Origin of the sequence: Nonomuraea sp. NPDC052129 (assembly GCF_040680095.1) — a bacterium.
GTDB lineage: Bacteria > Actinomycetota > Actinomycetes > Streptosporangiales > Streptosporangiaceae > Nonomuraea.
Genome location: NZ_JBFAVX010000020.1, coordinates 13,388 through 33,085, shown reverse-complemented (window position 1 = coordinate 33,085; position 19,698 = coordinate 13,388). Strand labels below are relative to the sequence as shown.

The following is a 19,698-nucleotide window of genomic DNA, read 5'->3' as shown; positions in this document are numbered from 1 at the left end:
TTCAGGGCATCTTGTACTCCGCGGCCTTGCCGCAGTAGCTGACCCCGATCGGCGAACTGCTGAACCGGCACACCTGTACGACCACACGATCGATGGCGGCGACCCCCGCCGGATCCGACAGCGAGAAGGAGAGCGGGACCTGGGCGTCGTCCGCCTTGTAGGTCTCCGAGTCGACGAGGGTGGCGCCGTTGTAGGCGTTGAAGACGGCGCGGGAGTACATGCCGTCCCGAGAGCAGGGCGAGAGGGCGGCGTCATCGGACAGGTACCCGTCGACCTTGACGGTCGGCCAGTCCAGCGTCCCTTCGGTGATCCCGCGAAGGCATGAGTCGCCGGAGTCGGCGTGGAACCTCACCGCCGCCTGGGCCGACGCCACGGGCTGGACCGTCAGCAGAGCGGCGGCGACCAGGGCGCCCAGCGCCAGGTGAACAGGTAAACGCATGCGATTTGACCCTTCCCTGTCATGGTGATCCGAGCCCTCATCGTGAACGACAGATCCGGGCTGCGCCACCCCCTCACGGCGGCGCGTGCCATGGCCGAGCAGGCTCCCGCTCAGCGGGACAGCCCGTCGGCCTTCCCGAGCTTATTCATGACGTCGTCCTTCATGACGACGCCCGCCTGCATCACGATCTCGATGTGCGCGGGATCGGCCAGCGCGTGGATGTCGCGCAGCGGATCGGCGTCGGTGACCACGAGGTCGGCGAGCTTGCCCGTCTCCAGCGTGCCCACCTCGTCGGAGATGCCGAGCGCCTCGGCCCCGGTCCGGGTACCGGCGACGAGGGCGTCCATCGGGGACATGCCGAGCTCGACGAGATGGCCGAGCTCGCGCAGGTTCCGCGCGTGCGGGCAGACACCGGCGTCCGTGCCCAGGGCGATCTTGGCTTTGCGCGCGATCGCGTGACCGATGTTCTTCTTGGTGATCTCGGACCACTTCACCTTCTTGGCGTAGTGGTACGGCTGCATCTTCTCCTTGTCGATCGCGAACACGGTCGACAGGGTCGGAACGAGGAAGGCGCCGCGCTCCTCCAGGAGATCGAGCCCTTCGTCGTCGATGCCGTACCCGTGCTCGACACTGGTCACCCCGCCCCGCAGGGCGGTCAGGATCCCCACGCGCCCCTGCGCGTGGGCGGCGATCGGCTTGCCGCCGTGCCGGTCGAGCTCGTCGACGATCGCCCGTACCTCGTCCAGGCGCAGGCCCTCGTCGTCGGGATGGTCGTGCCTGCTGCCCATGCCACCGCTGGTGCAGATCTTGACGAGGTCGGCCCCTTGGCGGAGCACCCGGCGCGTCGCCCGGCGGACCTCCTCCACGGTGTCGGCCAGCTCGATCAGCTCGGGCACGGTGTAGGCGACCTCTCCGCCGGGCACGTGGAAGTCCCCGTGGCCCGCGGTGTGACTGATCGGGCTCACCGCCAGCTTCAGCCGGGGTCCGGCAATCAGCCCGCGCTCGATCGCCTCGCGAAAGCCTGCGGACAGCCCGCCTAGATCGCGCGCGCTGGTGATGCCCGCCTCGAGCGTCTCCCGGATCCGCGCGGCGGACTCGAGGTGAATCAGGGCCGGGTCGTTCTGGAGACGGTGGTACGGCCCGTTCGCCAGGGCGAACCCCAGATGCACATGACAGTCGACGAATCCGGGCAGCAGCGTCCGGCCCCGCAGATCGCGTACGTCCGCGTCGCGGCCGTCCGGGGCCTCGGCCGCCCTGCCGACGAACCCGATGACGCCGTCCGAGGTCACCTCCAGCACGCCGTCCTCGATGGGCGGCCCTCCCCTGCCGTCGATGATCCTGACGTTGGTGAGCCGAAGATTGCGCTGCAGCCTCAAGAGGCGTCCTTCCGTGGCCTGGGCCGGATGTCGAAGCCTGGTGCGCCCGGCACCGAGTCGAGCAGGGTGCGCGTGTACTCGTGCCGCGGGCGCTGATACAGATCCGCCGCCGGGGCCTGCTCGACGATGTCGCCGTGGTAGAGCACCACGACCTCGTCGCTCACGTGCCGGATGACGGCGAGGTTGTGCGAGATGAACACCATGGTCAGATCGAGTTCGCGGCGCAGGCTCGCCAGGAGGTTGAGGATCTCCGCCTGGACCGAGACGTCGAGCGCCGAGGTGATCTCGTCGGCGATCACCACCTCGGGCCGGATCATCAGGCCGCGGGCGATCGCGACCCGTTGCCGCTGCCCTCCGGAGCACTCGTGGGGATAGCGGTCGATGGTGTCGGCCGGCATCCTGACGGTCTCCAGCCAGTGGACGATCTCGTCCCGGTGCGTCTTCACCTTGGCCCGGCGCGGGTCCACGGCCTCGGCGAGCGCCTCGCCGATCGTGCGGCGGGGATCAAGTGAGGAGTAGGGGTCCTGCGGGATCATCTGGACCTTCCGCCGCATCGCCCGGCGGTCCGCGCCGCGTGCGGAGGACACGTGCAGGCCGCCGACCTTGACGCTGCCCGCAGACGGCCGGACGAGCCCGACCAGCGCCTTGGCCAGCGTCGACTTGCCCGATCCGGACTCTCCGACGATGCCGACCGTACGGCCCCGGGCGACGTCCATCGTGATGCCGTGCAGGATGCGCGTCGCGTTGCCGCCCCAGCCGTAGCCCACCTCGAGGTCGCGGACCTCGACGGCGATCGCCTCATCCATGCGAGTGCTCCTTCGCGTGCTCCGGGTCGCCGGGCCGGTCAGCCACGGGGCCGTCGATGTCGGGTGCGGCTTCCAGGAGTTTCTTCGTGTACGGGTGGCGGACGGTCTCCACGGCGAGGTCCGCCGCGGCGATCTCCTCCACGATCTCCCCGTGGTACATCACGAGGACGCGGTCGCACAGCGCGCGTACCACCCCGATGTCGTGCGAGATGAACACGATCGAGGCGCCGAACTCGCTGTTGACCCGCTTGAGCTCGCGCAGGATCTCGGCCTGGACGGTCACGTCCAGGGCCGTCGTCGGCTCGTCGGCGATGATCAGGCGCGGCTCGACGGCCAGCGCGGTCGCGATCATCGCCCGCTGCCGCATGCCGCCGGAGAGCTCGTGCGGGTGCTGCTTCATGCGGTGTTCGGGCCTGGTCATCTGGACCACCTTGAGCGCGTCGAGCACGCGCTGCCTGGCCGCCTGCGCGCCGAGGCCCTTGTGAGTGCGCAGCACCTCGGTGAGCTGACCGCCCATGCGGAGCGCGGGATTGAACGTCGAGCCCGGGTCCTGGTAGATCAGGCTGACCGCCTCCGCCATGAGCGCCGGCGCGACGGGCCGGCGCAGGTCCAGATCGCCGATGGCCATGCGGGCGGCCGTCGAGGTCAGGCCGTCCGGCAGCAGCTGCGCGAGCGACATCGCGGTGAGGGTCTTGCCCGAGCCGCTCTCACCCACGATGCCGACGATCTCACCGCGCCTGATGCCGAAGGAGATGCCCTTGACCAGCGGTTCGTCGCCCGAGTGGATCCACAGGTCGCGGACGTCGGCGAGGTGGTCGCTCTCCGGCGCCGCCTCGTCCCGGGTGGTGGGGGGTGCCGCGCTCCGGCTCGCCGTCGTGCGCCCCCGGGGGTTCGCCGCAGCGGCGAGTCCGTCGCCGATCAGGACCGCGCCCAGCCCGGTCAGGATGACCAGGGCCGCCGAGCCCGCCATCTGGAAAGGCCGGCCCGCCAGGAGCGACGGCAGGGCCTCGTTCAGCAGCTTGCCCCAGTCGTAGGAGGGCGACTGGACGCCGAGGCCCACGAACGACAGCGCCGAGATGGCCGTGAGCGTGGCCGCGAACGTCGAGGCCGACAGCACGAGCAGCGGCTCGGCCATGTTGGGCAGCATGTGCCTGATCGCGATCCGGCCGTGGCTCACGCCCAGGAGGCGGGCGGTCGAGACGTACTCCTGCTGGGAGACCTTAGCGGCGAGGTTCGCGGTCAGGCGGGCGAAGTAGGGGATACCGGACAGGCCGATGGCGATCACCGCTGAGGAGCCGCCCGCGCCGAGCACGGCCGCCACGACGAGCGCGAGCAGCAGCCCGGGGAAGGCCACCATCGCGTCGATCACCCGCAGGCAGATCTCCCTGACCCGGGGCGGTACGAGCCAGACGCCCGTACCCAGGACCACACCGAGGACGACCGCTATGGCCGTCGCGCCGACCGTCATCAGCAGGGTGAGGCGGGTGGCGACCAGGCTGCGCAGCAGGACGTCGTGGCCGGCCGCGTCGGTGCCGAGCGGGTGATCCGACGAGGGCGCGGCGAACCGCGGGCCCAGCGCGTTCGCCTGGCCGGCGAACAGGATCGGGGCCAGTACGGCGATCAGCACGACGCAGCCCAGCACGCCCAGGCCGAGCACGAGCCCGGGGTTCCAGCGGCGCGAACGGCTACGCGGAGACATGCGACCCCCCGAGGGTCCGTGGGTCGATCAGTCCGAGCAGGACGTCAACGAGGAGGTTGATGATCGCGGTGATCATGCCGATGACGAGGACCATGCCTTGGATGACCGGATAGTCGCGGTCGAGGATGGCCTTGATGATGCCGCTGCCCAGGCCCGGCAGCGCGAACACCGATTCGATGATGATCGCGCCGCCGACCATGCCGGTCAGGATCAGCCCGCTCAGGGTGAGCGTGGTGGTGAGCAGGTTCGGCAGCGCCCAGCGGACGTGGCGCCGGAGGGCGGGCAGCCGCCAGCCCCGGGCCGTCCGCATGTAGTCGGTCTCCAGCACGACCGCCATCTCGCGACGGACGACACGGGAGATGGTGCAGATCGGGCCGATCGCGATGGCCACGACCGGGAGCACGAACGACGCGGCCCCGAAGCGGGGTGTGTAGGCCGGAGGGAACAGCGGCACCAGCCCGATGCCGAGCGCGAACGTCACAACCAGGAACGACGCCATGATGTAGCCGGGAATCGAATCCAGGAAACCGGTGACCATACCGAAGGCCACGTCCAGCAACTTGCGCCGGCCGCCACGCGTGAGCACCCCGATGACCATGCCCAGCGGGACCGAGATCACCAGGACCAGGACGATGCCGGTCACCGCGATGGTCGCGGTGAAGGGCAGGCGGTTCACGATGAGCGACGACACCGGCTGCCGGTACATGAAGGACGTACCGAGGTCCCCGGAGAAGACGCCGCCCACGTGGTCGAGGAATCGCTCCCAGATCGGGCGATCGAGTCCGAGCTCAGTCCTGATGCGCTGGATGTCGGCGAGATCGGCGTTGGCGCCGGCGATGCCGACCGCCGGATCACCGGGGATGAGCTGGACGATCAGGAACGACACGACCAGCAGCGCGACGAAGATCATCACCAGGCTGGCGAGCCGCCGCACGGCGAACCGGAGCCAGGCGGAGGAGATCCGTGCCGGACGCTGCCGCGCTCCGGTCAGGGGGTCCGGTGGGGGGACTCCCAGAGCACGCGTGGAATCGAGAGAGGCCATGACTGACGCGCCTTCCGGCTATTGGAGCTATTTGACGATGCGGAGCGTGGCGGGGTCGAGGTAGTCGTCGAAGGTCCTGATGTCGAACCCGGCGGCGGCGACTGTGGTGGCGGGCAGGGTCGCCAGCGGGATCGCGTCCACCCGCTCGAGGAACGACTTCTGCGCGGACTGGAGGGCCGAGCACTGCGCGTTACGGTCGATCTCGCTCATCGCCTTGGTGACGAAGCCGTACCCCTCCTTGTTGGGCTCGCCCGTCTTGTTGCGGCCGCCGTCCTCGGTGGCCGGGCCCATCACCCGCAGCAGGGAGGAGGTGAGGACGCCCAGCTGGTTGTTGTCGCCCTGGACGTTGATGTCCCAGTCCTTGCCGCCGGCCGTGGTCAGCGTGGCCCAGTTGGCGTTGTCGAGCGAGTCGACGGTCACGGTGGCGCCGGCGTTGCGCAGCGCCTCGGCGATGTAGTCGTTGCCGCCCTGCAGCAGGGTGGTGCCGACGATGCGGAAGCGGACCCCGGTCAGCTTCTTGGTGGCGGCGGCGAGATCCTGGGCGACCAGCAGCGACTTGTCGGTGTTGACGCAGGCCAGCTTGGCCGACCCGACCGACAGGGTCGTGCTGCCGCGCTTGCCGCTGATGATGTCGCTGAAGGCCTTCGCGTCGATGGCCTGGGCCACCGCGGTGCGCAGCTCCGGCTTGTCCGCGAACACCGTCCCCGGACGCTCGTTGAACAGCAGGTACGTCGTGGTGTTCGAGGCGACCGACGAGGTGAACGCCTTGTTGCCGTCGAAGCGGGCCACGTTCTCGTCGCTGATCGTCCCGACATCCAGGCTGCCGGCCAGCAACTGGGTGGCGATCGTCGCGTAGTCGGTGATCGGCGTCAGGGTCACCTGCTTGGCGGCCACGCCCGTCAGGGGCTTGGCGAACTTCGGCCAGGCCGCATAGCCCTCGCGCAGCGACAGCTGGTAGGAGACCGCGGGCTGCGAGGCCGTCAGGGAGTAGGGGCCGGAGAACGCGCCGGCGACCTTGCCCGCCGCGAGTCCCTTGGTGTCCTTCAGGCCCGCCGGGCACACGATCCCGGCCTGCGGCAGGGTCAGCCCGGTGAGGAAGTCGGACCACGGAGCGGACAACTCGGCTTTCACCGTGCCCGCCTTGTCATCGGGGGTGAACGTCGCGGTGGCGCCGCCCAGGGCCAGCGTACGGCCCGAGGAGCTCGTCTCCTTGGCCGCGAACCGCGTCAGTGAGGCCGCCACCACGGTCGGCGTGATCGGCGAACCGTCCGAGCAGTTCAGTCCGTTGCGGATGGTGAGCGTGTAGTGCGCGGCGTCCTCGGCGGTCCACGAGGACGCGATCCCGCCCGCGAGGGTGTTGCCCGCGTCCTTGCGTACCACCGTGTCGAACAGCAGTCGCGCCACGGTGAAGTCGTCGCCGCCCTTGGCGAGCGCCGGGTCGAAGGTCGCCGGATCGGTGTTCAGCGACATATTGATGGTGTCGGTGGTTCCCCCACCGGCACCACAGCCGACCGCGCCCAGCGCGACCGCGGCCGTCACCGACAGCGCAAGAATCGATTTGCGATACACCAATCCTCCAGGTCCAACCGCGAAAGGAATGGCGTGAGCTTAGGTTCTGCGTGCTACGTGGCGGGTTTTCGCGACCCACTTTGCACGGAATTGAGGGATAAGGCGGGTCGGGTGCACGATCCTTCCGGAAAGGCCGCCTACCGCAGGTTTCCCGCGCGTTACGGGCACCCGACACTTAATTGATCTTGTGGTGACATCTGCGGAGGTGCCCGATTGAGGGGAGGACCTGGCCTTTCCTGCATGATGGACGGATGGTGGACGGGCTGGACTTTCAGATCATCAACGCGCTCCAGATCCACCCTCGGGTCACTTGGGCGCAACTGGGGAGGATTCTTAGGGTTGATCCTTCGACGATTTCCCGTCGATGGTCGGCGCTCACCCACGAGCGGCAGGTGTGGACGAGTTGCTTCGAGGCCGACGGGCAGCGGTCCCATGGGCGAGAGGTCTCGGCTCTGGTCGAGATCCGGTGCGCCCCCGGCCGACGCGTCGACGTGATCGCCGAACTCGGCCGGCAGGGACCCATTTTCAGCGTGCACTGCACCTCGGGCCCCCGCGATCTCTACATCATGGTCTCGACGCACACCCTGCTGTCCATGGACCGCTACATCGATGAGCACATCGCCGTGATCCCCGGCATCGTCGGCACTCAGACGCACTATCTGCGGCGGATCTTCCTCGAAGGATCGGGCTGGCGGCTCAACGCGCTGTCCGACCAGCAGGTCGAGGCGTTGCGCCTGCTCCGGCCGTCCGAACCACCCGAACACCGCAAGCCCACCCACCGCGACGTGATCACCGCGCTCAGCACGGACGTACGCCGGACGGCCGCCGACATGCAGCGAGAGCTGGGCCGCTCGATCTCGGTGATCTCCCGGGACATCGACGCGCTGCTCGCGGCGGACTGGGTCAGATGGCGCGTCGACTTCGCGCACACCCTCATGGGCTGGTCGGCCGCGGCGGTGCTGTGGCTCGACGTCCAGCACTCCGAGATGGAACGCCTCGTCTCCATGCTCCGGTCGCTGGAGAATGTACGGATGTGCGCGTCGGTGACCGGTGCCACCAATCTGGCGGTCTTCCTCTGGTTGCGCGACCTCCAGGAGCTGGACGAGATCGAGGGCAAGCTGGCCTCGCTGTTCCCGAAGGCGCCGATCAAGGACCGATGGATCGTGCCAAGGATCGCCAAGCGCACCGGCTACATCCTCGACCTCGACAGCCGGCGCCTGCGTTACGTGCCGGTCGGCGGTCAGCCGGTATTCGAGGACTAGCTCGACGCGACTTCGTGCGGACCATGCTCGGAAATTTGGTGTTTCGTGCAGAATCGCGCGCGATCGACCCCGCTCCGCGGTGCCTTCCCTAGCCTGAGCGAGGCGGCCGCCCGGCCGTCGATCATCGTGGCGAGAAGGAGTCTTGTGGACTTCGAGCAGCTCAGGGCGCTTCGGCGAGAAGTGCACCGCAATCCGGAACCCGCGTTCGTGGAGATCGGGACAGCGGCCCGGATCAAACAGGCCATCGACGGCCTGCCGGTGCGTGTCCTGACCGGGAAGGACGCCCACGACCTCTCCCCCGTCGTGAACTACCCGTCACCGCAAACGCTCGACGAGTGGGAGGCTCGCGCGGTCGCGTCCGGCGTTCCCGCCGAAAGCGCCAGATACTTCCGGGAGAACGGCACCGCGATGGTCGTCGATCTGGCCGGCGACCGGCCGGGCCCGCGATGGGGCCTGCGGATCGACATCGACGCGCTGCCGATGCGCGAATCAGACGATCCCGCTCACTTCCCGGTCGCGAACGGCTTCGCCGCGACCAACGGCGCGATGCACGCGTGCGGCCATGACGCGAACGTCGCCATGGGCGTGGGCCTGCTGCACCGTCTCGCGGACCGCGACTTCGCGGGCTCCCTGCGGATCCTGTTCCAGCCCGCGGAAGAGGGGGTACGGGGCGCGCAGACGATGATCGACGCCGGGGCCGCGGACCCGATCGACACCATGCTCGCCGTGCACATGGCGGGCGAACTGGCCCTGGGCTCGGTCGTGGGCAGCTTCACCGGCGGCATGGCCACCCGCAAGCTGAAGGTCGACTTCACCGGCAAGGCCTCCCACGCCGCCGGTTCGCCGGAGACGGGCCGCAACGCGCTGCTCGCCGCCGCCATGGCCGCACTGGGGATCATGGCGATCCCCCGCTTCAGCTCCGCGGACACCCGGCTCAATGTCGGCACACTCGTCGCCGGTGACGGAGTGAACATCGTGCCGTCCGCGGCGATGCTGACCTGCGAGGCGCGCGCCACCGATGACGAGGTCGTCGACGAGTTGGTGGACCGGATCCGGGCCATCGTGGAGGGAGCCGCCCGCACGCAGGGCGTCGAGGTGACGCTCGCCGTGATGGGCCAGTCCTCGACCGTGTCCCCTGACGACGAGGTGATCGACCGCATCGTCGAGGTGGCCGGCACGCTGCCCGAGGTGGTGGAAGTGATCAGGACGCAGGCGTTCGCCGGGAGCGACGACGCGAACCTGCTCATCCGGCACGTGCAGCGGCGCGGGGGCAAGGGCGCGTACCTGATGATCGGCGGCGCCAGCCCAGGGCCGCACCACAGCGCGAACTTCGACGTGGTGGAGGAGGCGATCCCGATCGGCATCGACATCCTCGCCTCGCTGATCCGCCAGAATTGAGCGTCGCTTCTCTGGAGTACGGGTTGTGCCGCCTGGCCCGCGGGCCCGGCGGCACCTGACTGAGTGCCCCGCGCGGCGTGTGACAGTTGCGCCAACCCCCGGGAATCAGTCAAGATCAGTTCATCTGCGCACAGTTCTGGGCAGAAAGCGCCAACCAGACATCCGTCTTAAGCGGCAATTTTCATCTGGAAGGTTAGGAGATCCCGCTTTAAGGCGTGACAGCGCGACGAGACGCCAGGACACTCAGCTTAGAGATATATAAGCGACAAAAGAGGAGAAGATGTCGTGGCGGATGAATCCTTCGACAACGATCCCGCGCCCCCCTCCAAGATCGACGCCGACAAGCCGCATCAGGCCCGGGTGTGGAACTATTGGCTGGGCGGAAAGGACAACTACCCGGTAGATCGCGAGCACGCAGAGCAACTCCGGCAGGTCTATCCGGGAATGGAGGATATCGCCCGCCACGCCCGCGCGTTCCTGGGCCGCGCCGTCCGCTATCTGGCGGAGGACGCCGGCATCCGGCAATTCCTGGACATCGGCACCGGGCTGCCGACGGTCGACAACACCCATGAGGTCGCCCAGCGGGTGGACCCGTCCTGCCGCATCGTCTATGTCGACAACGATCCCCTGGTGCTGGTGCACGCCCAGGCACTCCTGGCCAGTGACCCTCGGGGCGCCTGCGATTACATCGAGGCCGATGTACGCGAGCCGGCCGCCATCCTGGAGTTCGCGGCCAAGACGCTGGACTTCAGCCGGCCGACCGCGCTCATGCTCCTCGGCGTGATGGGCACGATCTTCGACGACGACCAGGCACACGCGCTGACGCGGCAACTGCTGGACGCCCTGCCGTCGGGCAGCTACCTGGTGTTCGAAGACGGTACGAACACCATCAAACCCGACGCGGCCGCGGAGGCTGGACGGCTCCACGACGAGGAGCAGTCGTACTCCTACCGCCTGCGCACCCCGGACGAGATCGCCCGGTTCTTCGACGGCCTGGAGTTGGTGGATCCGGGCGTCGTCTCCGTCTCCCGGTGGCGGGTGGAGTCCTCGGTGTTCGGCGTTCCTGACGAGGTAGACGCGTTCTGCGCCGTGGCCCGCAAACCGTAGCCCTACAGGTTGCCGTCGATCCCCTCGATGATCTTGTCGATGATCGCCGGGGTCGCGGCCGACGGCTGCGCGTGGATGCCCAGCTCGTCCATCAGGTGCTGGTACGGGTGCACGTCGGATGCCCTGGTGAGATACTGCGCGCTGGCGATCTGCTCGAGGTAGACCACGTCGTCGAGCTCGGCCTGGGCGAAGCGCAGCATGGTGATGGGACCGACCCCGCCGATGTGACCGCAGTAGCTGAACGGAAGCACCTGGATGGTGACGTGCGGCAGCTTCGCCATCTCCTTGAGGTGCTCGAGTTGCCCGCGCATCGTGGCGCCGTCTCCGACCCGCCGGCGCAGGGCCGCCTCGTCCAGCACCACCCAGAGCTTGGGCGCCATGGGCCGCGAGAGGATCCGCCGGCGGCGCGTCCGGAGCGCGAGCCGGCGCTCGATCGCCTCGGGCGGGCAGCCCGGGTGTCCGCAGGTGATCACCGCGCGGGCGTAGTCCTCGGTCTGGAGCAGGCCAGGGACGTACTGGACCTCGTACGTACGGATCATCGCCGCGTCCTGCTCCAGCCCGAGGTAGTCCTCGAACCAGTCGGGCACCACCTCGCGGTATTCGTGCCACCAGCCGGGCGCGTTGGCCTGCTTGGTCAGCGAGAGCACGGCCTCGCGCTCGGCCTCCTCGACCACGCCGTAGAGGGTGAGCAGGTCGGCCACGTCGCGCAGCTTGAAACTGGTCCGCCCGCATTCCAGGCGGCTGATTTTGGAATGCGAACCCCGGATGGCGTATCCCGCGGCTTCACGCGTGATCTCCCGCGACTCACGCAGCCGGCGTAGTTGCCTCCCCACTAATATCCGCAGCGCTGTCGGCCCGGACTGACGAGTCTCCCAACCTGGAATTTCGGTCAGGTCGTCAATATTCCGAGCATTCGGCATATACGCTCCTAAGTCGGAAACTGTGGCAGTCTGACGCATCGACAATCCTGCCACGCTAGCCAGCTCCGCCGCCACGAGCCACGTTAATAGCGGAAATACCAGGTCACGGGATGGGCACAGCGCTTGACCGCCGCTTGACCGCCGTCTGACTGCTTCCGATCGGGCGATAGCCTTCGAGTTGGCATGAAAATCATCATCTTCGGTGCCACCGGCATGGTCGGGCAGGGCGTACTCCGGGAATGCCTGGCCGACGACCGGGTGACGGCCGTGCTCACGGTCGGCCGCACCCCCACCGGGCGTACCCATGACAAGCTGCGCGAGCTCGCGCATCCGGATCTGCTCGACCTCACGCCGATCGAGGCCGAGTTGTCCGGCTACGACGCGTGCTTCTTCTGCCTTGGTGTCTCCGCGGCGGGCATGAGCGAGAAGGACTACCGGCGCGTCACGTACGACTTCACGCTGGCGGCCGGCGAGACGCTGGCCAGGCTCAACCCCGGCTCGACGTTCGTCTACGTGTCCGGGGTGGGCACCGACGAGCACGGGCGGGCGATGTGGGCCCGGGTCAAGGGCCAGACAGAGAACGCGCTGCTGGCCCTGCCGTTCGAGGCGTACATGTTCCGGCCCGGCTACATCCAGCCCATGCACGGCGTCACCTCGCGGACGACCTGGTATCGGCTGGCGTACGTGGTGACGGCGCCCTTCTACCCGATACTGCGGCTGCTCTTCCCCACGGCGGTGACCACGACCGAGCAGATCGGCCGGGCCATGATCACCGTCGCGGCCCAGGGTGCGCCGAAGCGGATCCTCGGACCGCTGGAGATCAACGCCCTCCAAGGCTGACCCGCGCGGAATAACCTCGGACCGTCCGCTGCTTGGGTGGTCGTTGAACTTTCAATAATAAGAGGCGATGAACGATATGCAGTTCGGGATCTTCAGTGTGGGCGACGTGACCACGGACCCCACCACCGGCAGGACGCCGACGGAGCATGAGCGCATCAAGGCGATGGTGGCCATCGCGGTCAAGGCCGAGGAGGTGGGGCTGGACGTGTTCGCGACCGGCGAGCATCACAACCCGCCGTTCGTGCCGTCCTCCCCCACCACCATGCTGGGCTACATCGCGGCCAAGACCGAGCGGCTCACGCTGTCCACGGCCACGACGCTGATCACGACCAACGACCCGGTCAAGATCGCTGAGGACTTCGCGATGCTGCAGCACCTGGCCGACGGCCGGGTCGACCTGATGCTGGGCCGGGGCAACACCGGGCCCGTCTACCCGTGGTTCGGGCAGGACATCCGGCAGGGCATCCCGCTGGCCGTCGAGAACTACGCGCTGCTCCACCGGCTCTGGCGCGAGGACGTCGTCGACTGGGAGGGCCGTTTCCGCACGCCGCTGCAGGGTTTCACGGCCACGCCACGGCCGCTGAACGGGGTGCCGCCCTTCGTGTGGCACGGCTCGATCCGCAGCCCGGAGATCGCCGAGCAGGCCGCCTACTACGGAGACGGGTTCTTCGCCAACAACATCTTCTGGCCGAAGGAGCACTTCATCCGGCTGATCACCCTCTACCGCCAGCGGTACGCCCACTACGGGCACGGCACGCCCGAGCAGGCCATCGTGGGGCTCGGCGGGCAGGTGTTCATGCGGAAGAACTCGCAGGACGCGGTGCGCGAGTTCCGTCCGTACTTCGACAACGCCCCCGTGTACGGGCACGGCCCGTCGCTGGAGGAGTTCACCGAGGAGACGCCGCTCACGGTGGGCAGCCCACAGCAGGTCATCGACCGGACGCTGACGTTCCGGGAGTCGTTCGGCGACTACCAGCGGCAGTTGTTCCTGATGGACCACGCGGGGCTGCCGCTGAAGACGGTCCTGGAGCAGCTCGACCTCCTCGGGGAGGAGGTCGTGCCGGTGCTGCGCCGGGAGTTCGCGGCGAACCGGCCCGCCGACGTGCCCGACGGTCCCGTCCACACCACCCGCGACCGTCAGACTGCCTGACACGGAGTTCGGAGGAGTATTCATGAAGCTCGTCGTCGTCACGGCGGGTCTGACCCAGCCGTCGTCCACCCGCCTGCTCGCCGACCGCCTGACCGAGGCGACCGTGCGGCGGCTCGCCGACCGGCCGACTGAGGTGACAGTGCGGGTGATCGAGTTGCGTGATCTCGCCGTCGACATCGCGAACAACTTCGTCACCGGCTTCCCCGGCGCCCGGCTGCGCGCGGCGATCGAGGCGGTGACGGAGGCCGACGGCCTGATCGCGGTCACGCCCGTCTTCAGCGCCTCCTACAGCGGCCTGTTCAAGTCGTTCTTCGACGTCGTGGAGCCCACCGCGCTGGCGGGCAAGCCGACGCTCATCGCGGCCACCGGTGGTACGCCACGGCACTCGCTGGTATTGGAGCACGCGCTGCGGCCGCTGTTCGCGTACCTGAGAGCCATGGTGGCGCCGACCGGCGTCTACGCGGCGTCGGAGGACTGGGGCGGCGGGGGTGACGACTTCGCGGACGGCCTGGCGGAGCGGATCGACCGCGCCGCGACCGAACTGGCCGACCTGCTGCGCAGCCGTACGCCGGCACCCGCTGGGGCCGCGCTCGGCGACGCGGCCAGCAGCAGGCCGCGCCGAGGGCCGGGCCGCCAGCCGGAGCCGGAGCTGGATGTCGTGCCGTTCGAGCAGCAACTCGCCGCACTACGCCGATAAGGGGCCCAATTTCACAACAAAAGCCCCGAAGGTTGACTCCTGTGAGTATGGTTCGTTAGGAAGCTTTCCTAACGAAGAGCAGGAGATCACGTTGCTCCGAACCACTCTCGTCACACTGGTCACCTTAGCCACCACTCTCGTGCTCACGGGCACCAGCCAGGCCGCGGTCGACCTCACCGATCCGCACAAGAAGGACATCGCCATGCAGCTGGTGTCCAGTGCCGAGAACTCCACGCTCGACTGGAAGTCCCAGTACGGCTACATCGAGGACATCGACGACGGCCGCGGCTACACGGCCGGGATCATCGGATTCTGCTCCGGCACCAGCGACATGCTGGCGCTCGTCGAGCTCTACACCAACCGCAAGCCGGGCAATGTCCTGGCCAAATACCTCCCCGCCCTCCGCAAGGTCAACGGCAGCGACTCGCACGCGGGCCTCGACCCGAACTTCACCAAGGACTGGAAGACCGCCGCCAAGGACACCGCCTTCCAGACGGCGCAGAACGACGAGCGCGACCGCGTCTACTTCAACCCGTCGGTCAGCCAGGCCAAGACGGACGGACTGCGGGCGCTGGGCCAGTTCATCTACTACGACGCGATCGTCATGCACGGCCCCGGCACCGACAAGCTCAGCTTCGGCGGCATCAGGAAGACCGCGATGTCCAAGGCCAAGACCCCCGCGCAGGGCGGCAACGAGACGACGTACCTCAACGCGTTCCTGGACGCCCGCAAGGCCGCGATGAAGGCCGAGGAGGCGCACGAGGACACCACCCGCGTCGACACCGAGCAGCGGGTCTTCCTCAAGAACGGCAACCTCGACCTGAACCCGCCGCTGACCTGGAAGGTGTACGGCGACAGCTACACGATCAAGAGCTAATAGACGTACGGCCCGCGCCTCTGCCACGCTCTGATCATGACCCGTACTGGGACGATCTTATTGACAGGGGCGACGGGCGGCATCGGCTCGGCCATCGCCACGACGCTGCTGGATGCGGGCTACCGGGTCCTGGCCCTGGTCCGCGACCCGGCCCGCCTGAGCGAACTCGCCGCCTCAGGCGACCTCGCCACGTCGGGCGGACTCGCCGCCGTGGACCGAGCGGCCGGGCCCGGTGCCATGGACGAGGTCACCGAGCCTGGCGGCACGGACCCGACCCCCGGACCTGACGGCACGGACCGGATCGCCGGGCCTGATGCCATGGATGGGATCGCGGGGCTGGGCGAGATCACCCCGGTCGCGGCGAATCTCCCGTGGCCGGAGATCATGAGCCCGGCCGTACCGTCCGCCGCCGTCGCCGCTGCCGGTAGCGCCCCCGCTGCGGCCATCCCCACCGATGCCACACCCCCCGATGTCACTCCCGCCGAAGTCAGCCCCACCACCGTCACGCACCTCGATGTGACGCCCGCCGGTTTCACGCCCGGCAGTGTCATCGCCATCGTGGCGGACCTGGCCCGGCCGGAGACGCTGGCCGCCGCGCTGCCGCCCATCAGGGAGTTAGACGGGTTCGTACACTGCGCGGCCATCGCCGAGGTGACGACGACCGCGGACAGCACGGTGGAGCTGTGGCGCGACACGTTAAATGTCAACGTCGCCTCGGCCGCCGAACTGCTGCGCCTCCTCCTGCCCGCCCTGCGCAGGAGCCGCGGCCGGGTGGTTCTCATCAATGCCGCGCCCGGCCTGAGCCCCAACGGCTGGCCCGCCTACGCGGCCAGCAAGGCGGCACTGCGCGAGCTGGGCGACGCCGTACGGGACGAGGAACAGCCCCATGGCATCCGGGTCACCACGATCTACCCGGGGGCCACGGCCACCGAACTGCTGCGCAAGGTCCGGACCGACTTCGGCTCGCCGTACGACCCCGACCGGTGCCTACCCCCGGCCGCGGTCGCCTCCATGGTCCTGACAGCCCTCACCGCCCCACCCCAAGCCCAACTCGCAGAGCTCTCCGTCCTCCCGGCCCCCTGACCTCTCTGGCCCACTAACCGTCAAGGACGCGGCCGTCGGCCGGACCGGACGCAGCCGCTGGCCGTCGAGGGACCGCAGCCCCACCAACCCCTTACGCCCCGCTGCCCTCTTACAGCCCCCTGACCGGCAGGCCGGGCTCGGTGACTTCGACCGACAGTTCGGGGTCGGCCACCTCGACCGACAGGCCAGGTGGGAGGCCCGTTACCTGGACTCCGCCTGACCGGTCGATCGACACGGTGACGTCGGCGCCCGCCACCCGCAGGCCGCGCACCGTGACCGCGCCGAGCGGGGCTCCCGTCAGAGGACGCACAAGCACCTTGCCGCCCGGTACGTCCGGATACAGGCCCACAGCCGCGTGCAGCAGCGTCACGGCGGCGGCGGCCGACCACGCCTGGGGACGGCAGGCGGCCGGGTAGGCCACCGGACGGCCGACCGTGTCCCGGTCGTCGCCCGCGTGCAGCTCGGGCAGGCGGTAGTCGAAGCTCTCCGCCGCCGTCAGCAGACCCCGCGCCAGCTCCGCCGCCAGCCGGCCATGGCCGGTCCTGGCGAGTCCGGCGATGACGATGGCGGTGTCGTGCGACCAGACGGACCCGCAGTGGTAGGACAGCGGGCTGAACGCGCCGTCGTCCGCCGACATCGTCCGCAGCCCGAAGGCGCCGGACATCGCCGGGGTGCCCAGCAGCTCCGCCACCCTCGCCTCCTCCCCCGGCGACAGCAGTCCCGTGCCGAGGAGGTGGCCGATGTTGCTGGTCAGCGAGTCGACCGGCCGCTTGTCGCGGTCAAGGGCCAGCGCGGGAAAACCGCTCTCCCAGCCCGCCACCGGCGCGAGATGGCCACTCCCCCGGTCAGCGGCAGGCGCGAGATGACCACTCCCCCGCTCGGTGGCAGGCGCGGGGTGGGTGACCCAGAAGCGGGCGCGGAAGCGGTCGGCCATCGTGCCCGCGTAGTCCAGCCACCGCTCAGCCCCCTTCCGCCCGAACGCCGTAAGCAGGGCGGCCCCCTGGTTGGCGGCGGCGCAGGCGTACCCCTGGACCTCAGCCAGCGCGATGGGCGGCTCCGCCTGGCGGCCGTCGCGAAAGCGGACCGCATCGCCCGAGTCCTTCCACCCCTGGTTGGCCAGGCCGTGGCCGGTGGAGTCGATGTACTCCAGGAAGCCGTCCCCGTCCGGGTCCCCGTGGTCGCCGAGCCAGCCGAGCGCCGCCTCCAGAGCGGGGAGCAGGGGCTCGATCTGGGCGGCGGGCATGCCCCAGCGCCAGGCGTCGTGCAGCAGGCCGATCCAGAGCGGGGTGGCGTCGATGGTGCCGTAGTAGGCGGCGGGCAGCCGCAGGTCGCCGCCGCTGTGCTCGTGGCGGCGCAGCTCGTGCATGATCTTGCCGGGCGCCTCACCGGTGGCCGGGTCGACGTGGGTGCCCTGTCGTCTGGCCAGCACGCGCAGAGTACTCGCCGCCAGGTCAGTACCCAGAGGCAGGAGCATCCTGGCGGCCCAGAGGCTGTCCCGCCCGAACAACGTCAGGAACCACGGCACCCCCGCCCCCAGGAACGTGTCCCCCGGCTCACCGGTCTCGGCCAGCCGGAGGGAGCGCAGGTCTTCGAGCGAGCGGGCCGCCAGCCGTACGAGGCGGGCGTCGTCGGCCGTCACCTGCGGGACGTTCCACTCCAGCGGCTTGACCGGCGCGGTCACCACAGCCTCGGGGTCGTCGATCACGACGGCCCACCGCAGCGTGACGCGCTCACCGGGCGCCAGCGCGACCTCCCACCGAAACCGCCCCTCGGGCTGCGGCTCGGCCGTGGCGTGCTCGGCGGTCGCCCGTACGTGGATGCGGCCGGATCGCCACTCCAGGCAAGCGCCTCCGGCGGACGAGGCCGGGGTGACGGTGGCCGGAGGGGCGCTGCCGCCGGCCTTCACCAGCTCGATCGGGGCGAAGTCGCAGCTCAGGTCGAGCGTGACGGTGGCCGTCACCGGGCGGGTGGCGGTGGAGGCGATCTCGATGAGCTCCGCCATCCGTCCGGGAGAGACCTCGCGGGTGCGGTCGACGCGAACCGTGGGGTCCGCGATCGGGTCGCCCAGCCAGCGGACCAGCGACACGAACCTGGTACGGCCGGCGGCCTGCACCGCGTGCCCCACCGCCTCCGGTTCCCTGCCGTCCACGGCCAGCTTCACCTGCGACAACGCCCTCGCGTCCGCATGGAAGAGGCCCTGCACCCCGGCCGCCCTGATCTGCCCGTCGGTGCCGCTCAGCGCGGTCGTCGGTGCCAGGACGGTGCTGACGAGGTCGTGCAGCAGCGGTTGCAGGCGGTGCGTGGCTTGGTCGAGCACGAGCGGCCCCCAAAATCTTGACAGGCGAATCATCCAAGGGAGATAGTGCGTAACACTCCGTTTACTTGAACGATCCAATCCTGCCATACCGCCGTTTGAACGTTCAAACCCTTAGAAAGCGACATAATGCCCGAAAAGGTGACGATCGCCGACGTCGCGCGGCGTGCCAACGTCTCCCGGCAGACCGTCTCGAACGTCCTGAACTCCCCCGACCTCGTTCGCGAGGAGACGCGTGAGCGCGTACGGCAGGCGGTCGAGGAGCTCGGCTACCGGGTGAACCAGGCGGCGCGCCGCATGCGGACCGGCCGGTCACGACTCCTGGCCGTACGGATCGAGCGGACCCAGGATGGCATGAACGTGTTCGACCGGTTCCTGCACGGGCTGACCGAGTCGGCGGCCAAGGCGGGGTATCGGGTGATCCTCTACTCGGCAGACGATGACCAGTCGGAGATCGCCACGTTCGACGACCTGCTCGGGGCGTACGAACCGGATGCGTTCGTCCTGACCGGCACCCATTACGGCGATGTGCGCACCTCGTGGCTGGCCGAGCGGGAGCTGGCGTTCGTCACGTTCGGGCGGCCGTGGGGCATGCCGGAGGGCGGCGACCATCCGTGGGTGGACGTGGACGGCGCGGCCGGTACGGCCGCCGCCACCCGGCACCTGCTCGACGCGGGTCACCGGCGGATCGGGTTCATCGGCTGGCCCGAGGGCTCCGGCGTCGGCGACGACCGCAGGAGCGGCTGGGTCCGGGCACTCGGAGACACGAGCCCAGAAGACAGCGAGGCGGGCGTCCTGGAGCGGCGGACCGATGGGTCGGCGGCCGAGGGTGAGACCGCGGCGCGGGAGCTGATCGCCGCCGGCGCCACCGCCCTGGTGTGCGTGAGCGACTCCGTCGCCCTGGGCGCCATGCAGGCCGGGCCGGTGCCCGTGATCGGGTTCGACGACACGCCCGTGGCGGCGGCGATCGGCCTGACCAGCCTGAGCCAGCCGCTGTCGGACGCCGCCGTGCGCTGTGTCCGGGTGCTGACCCGACTCCTCGAAGACGACAGCCCGGACAAGCCGGATCACGTACTGCTTCAACCTTCCCTGGTCATCCGGCGTACAGCGTGAAAGGAA

Annotated in this window: 17 protein-coding genes; 9 read left to right on the top strand and 8 right to left on the bottom strand. The window is 69.3% G+C overall.

Annotated features, from left to right (window positions below):
- Position 1 precedes the first annotated feature (1 nt).
- From AB0L53_RS35205 to AB0L53_RS35180, 6 genes are all read right to left on the bottom strand, one after another.
- A complete protein-coding gene (locus AB0L53_RS35205) occupies positions 2-439 on the bottom strand; it encodes a hypothetical protein (protein WP_364003400.1) in 438 nt (145 codons plus the stop codon).
- Positions 440-549: 110 nt separating this feature from the next.
- Positions 550-1,815 carry an amidohydrolase family protein gene (locus tag AB0L53_RS35200; RefSeq protein ID WP_364003397.1) on the bottom strand — a complete coding sequence of 422 codons (1,266 nt, stop codon included), beginning with the start codon at positions 1,813-1,815 and terminating at the stop codon, positions 550-552.
- Positions 1,812-2,621, bottom strand: a complete 810-nt coding sequence (locus tag AB0L53_RS35195; RefSeq protein ID WP_364003394.1) for an ABC transporter ATP-binding protein — start codon at positions 2,619-2,621, stop codon at positions 1,812-1,814. The genes AB0L53_RS35200 and AB0L53_RS35195 overlap by 4 nt, the downstream gene beginning before the upstream one ends.
- Entirely contained in the window at positions 2,614-4,320 is a 1,707-nt protein-coding gene (locus tag AB0L53_RS35190) for a dipeptide/oligopeptide/nickel ABC transporter permease/ATP-binding protein (RefSeq protein ID WP_364003391.1), read from the bottom strand. Before AB0L53_RS35190 ends, AB0L53_RS35195 begins: the two co-directional genes overlap by 8 nt.
- Complete coding sequence (locus AB0L53_RS35185; protein ID WP_364003388.1) at positions 4,307-5,362, bottom strand: ABC transporter permease; 1,056 nt, start codon at positions 5,360-5,362, stop codon at positions 4,307-4,309. The genes AB0L53_RS35190 and AB0L53_RS35185 overlap by 14 nt, the downstream gene beginning before the upstream one ends.
- Before the next feature lie 27 nt (positions 5,363-5,389).
- Positions 5,390-6,931 (bottom strand): ABC transporter substrate-binding protein, encoded by a 1,542-nt coding sequence (locus tag AB0L53_RS35180; protein ID WP_364003385.1) that lies wholly within the window; start codon positions 6,929-6,931, stop codon positions 5,390-5,392.
- A gap of 251 nt (positions 6,932-7,182) precedes the next feature.
- On the opposite strand from AB0L53_RS35180, the gene AB0L53_RS35175 reads away from it, so the two are divergent.
- The 3 genes from AB0L53_RS35175 to AB0L53_RS35165 all read left to right on the top strand — a co-directional run bounded on the left by AB0L53_RS35175 (position 7,183) and on the right by AB0L53_RS35165 (position 10,698).
- Complete coding sequence (locus AB0L53_RS35175) at positions 7,183-8,193, top strand: Lrp/AsnC family transcriptional regulator (protein ID WP_364003382.1); 1,011 nt, start codon at positions 7,183-7,185, stop codon at positions 8,191-8,193.
- A gap of 144 nt (positions 8,194-8,337) precedes the next feature.
- Positions 8,338-9,591, top strand: a complete 1,254-nt coding sequence (locus AB0L53_RS35170) for an amidohydrolase (protein WP_364003379.1) — start codon at positions 8,338-8,340, stop codon at positions 9,589-9,591.
- 285 nt (positions 9,592-9,876) lie between these two features.
- The gene (locus AB0L53_RS35165; protein WP_364003376.1) at positions 9,877-10,698 is read left to right on the top strand and encodes an SAM-dependent methyltransferase; all 822 of its coding nucleotides are present in this window, start codon (positions 9,877-9,879) and stop codon (positions 10,696-10,698) included.
- Between the two features lie 2 nt (positions 10,699-10,700).
- Here AB0L53_RS35165 and AB0L53_RS35160 read toward each other — a convergent pair whose 3' ends face one another.
- Positions 10,701-11,618, bottom strand: a complete 918-nt coding sequence (locus tag AB0L53_RS35160) for a helix-turn-helix transcriptional regulator (protein ID WP_364003373.1) — start codon at positions 11,616-11,618, stop codon at positions 10,701-10,703.
- Between the two features lie 183 nt (positions 11,619-11,801).
- On the opposite strand from AB0L53_RS35160, the gene AB0L53_RS35155 reads away from it, so the two are divergent.
- The 5 genes from AB0L53_RS35155 (at position 11,802) to AB0L53_RS35135 (ending at position 16,265) form a co-directional block, all read left to right on the top strand.
- Positions 11,802-12,458, top strand: a complete 657-nt coding sequence (locus tag AB0L53_RS35155; RefSeq protein WP_364003370.1) for an NAD-dependent epimerase/dehydratase family protein — start codon at positions 11,802-11,804, stop codon at positions 12,456-12,458.
- A 76-nt stretch (positions 12,459-12,534) separates the two neighbouring features.
- Positions 12,535-13,608, top strand: coding sequence for an LLM class flavin-dependent oxidoreductase (locus AB0L53_RS35150; protein WP_364003741.1), 1,074 nt, complete (start codon positions 12,535-12,537; stop codon positions 13,606-13,608).
- A 22-nt stretch (positions 13,609-13,630) separates the two neighbouring features.
- Entirely contained in the window at positions 13,631-14,305 is a 675-nt protein-coding gene (locus AB0L53_RS35145) for an FMN reductase (RefSeq protein WP_364003367.1), read from the top strand.
- 91 nt (positions 14,306-14,396) lie between these two features.
- Positions 14,397-15,182: a chitosanase gene (locus AB0L53_RS35140; protein WP_364003364.1), complete on the top strand. Its 786-nt coding sequence runs from the start codon at positions 14,397-14,399 to the stop codon at positions 15,180-15,182.
- Between the two features lie 36 nt (positions 15,183-15,218).
- Positions 15,219-16,265, top strand: a complete 1,047-nt coding sequence (locus tag AB0L53_RS35135) for an SDR family NAD(P)-dependent oxidoreductase (protein ID WP_364003361.1) — start codon at positions 15,219-15,221, stop codon at positions 16,263-16,265.
- Positions 16,266-16,374: 109 nt separating this feature from the next.
- Here the strand turns inward: AB0L53_RS35135 and AB0L53_RS35130 are convergent, their stop codons facing one another.
- Entirely contained in the window at positions 16,375-18,582 is a 2,208-nt protein-coding gene (locus AB0L53_RS35130; RefSeq protein ID WP_364003358.1) for a glycogen debranching N-terminal domain-containing protein, read from the bottom strand.
- Between the two features lie 126 nt (positions 18,583-18,708).
- Between AB0L53_RS35130 and AB0L53_RS35125 the strand changes: the two genes are divergently transcribed.
- Positions 18,709-19,692: a LacI family DNA-binding transcriptional regulator gene (locus tag AB0L53_RS35125; RefSeq protein WP_364003355.1), complete on the top strand. Its 984-nt coding sequence runs from the start codon at positions 18,709-18,711 to the stop codon at positions 19,690-19,692.
- The last annotated feature ends 6 nt before the right edge of the window (positions 19,693-19,698 follow it).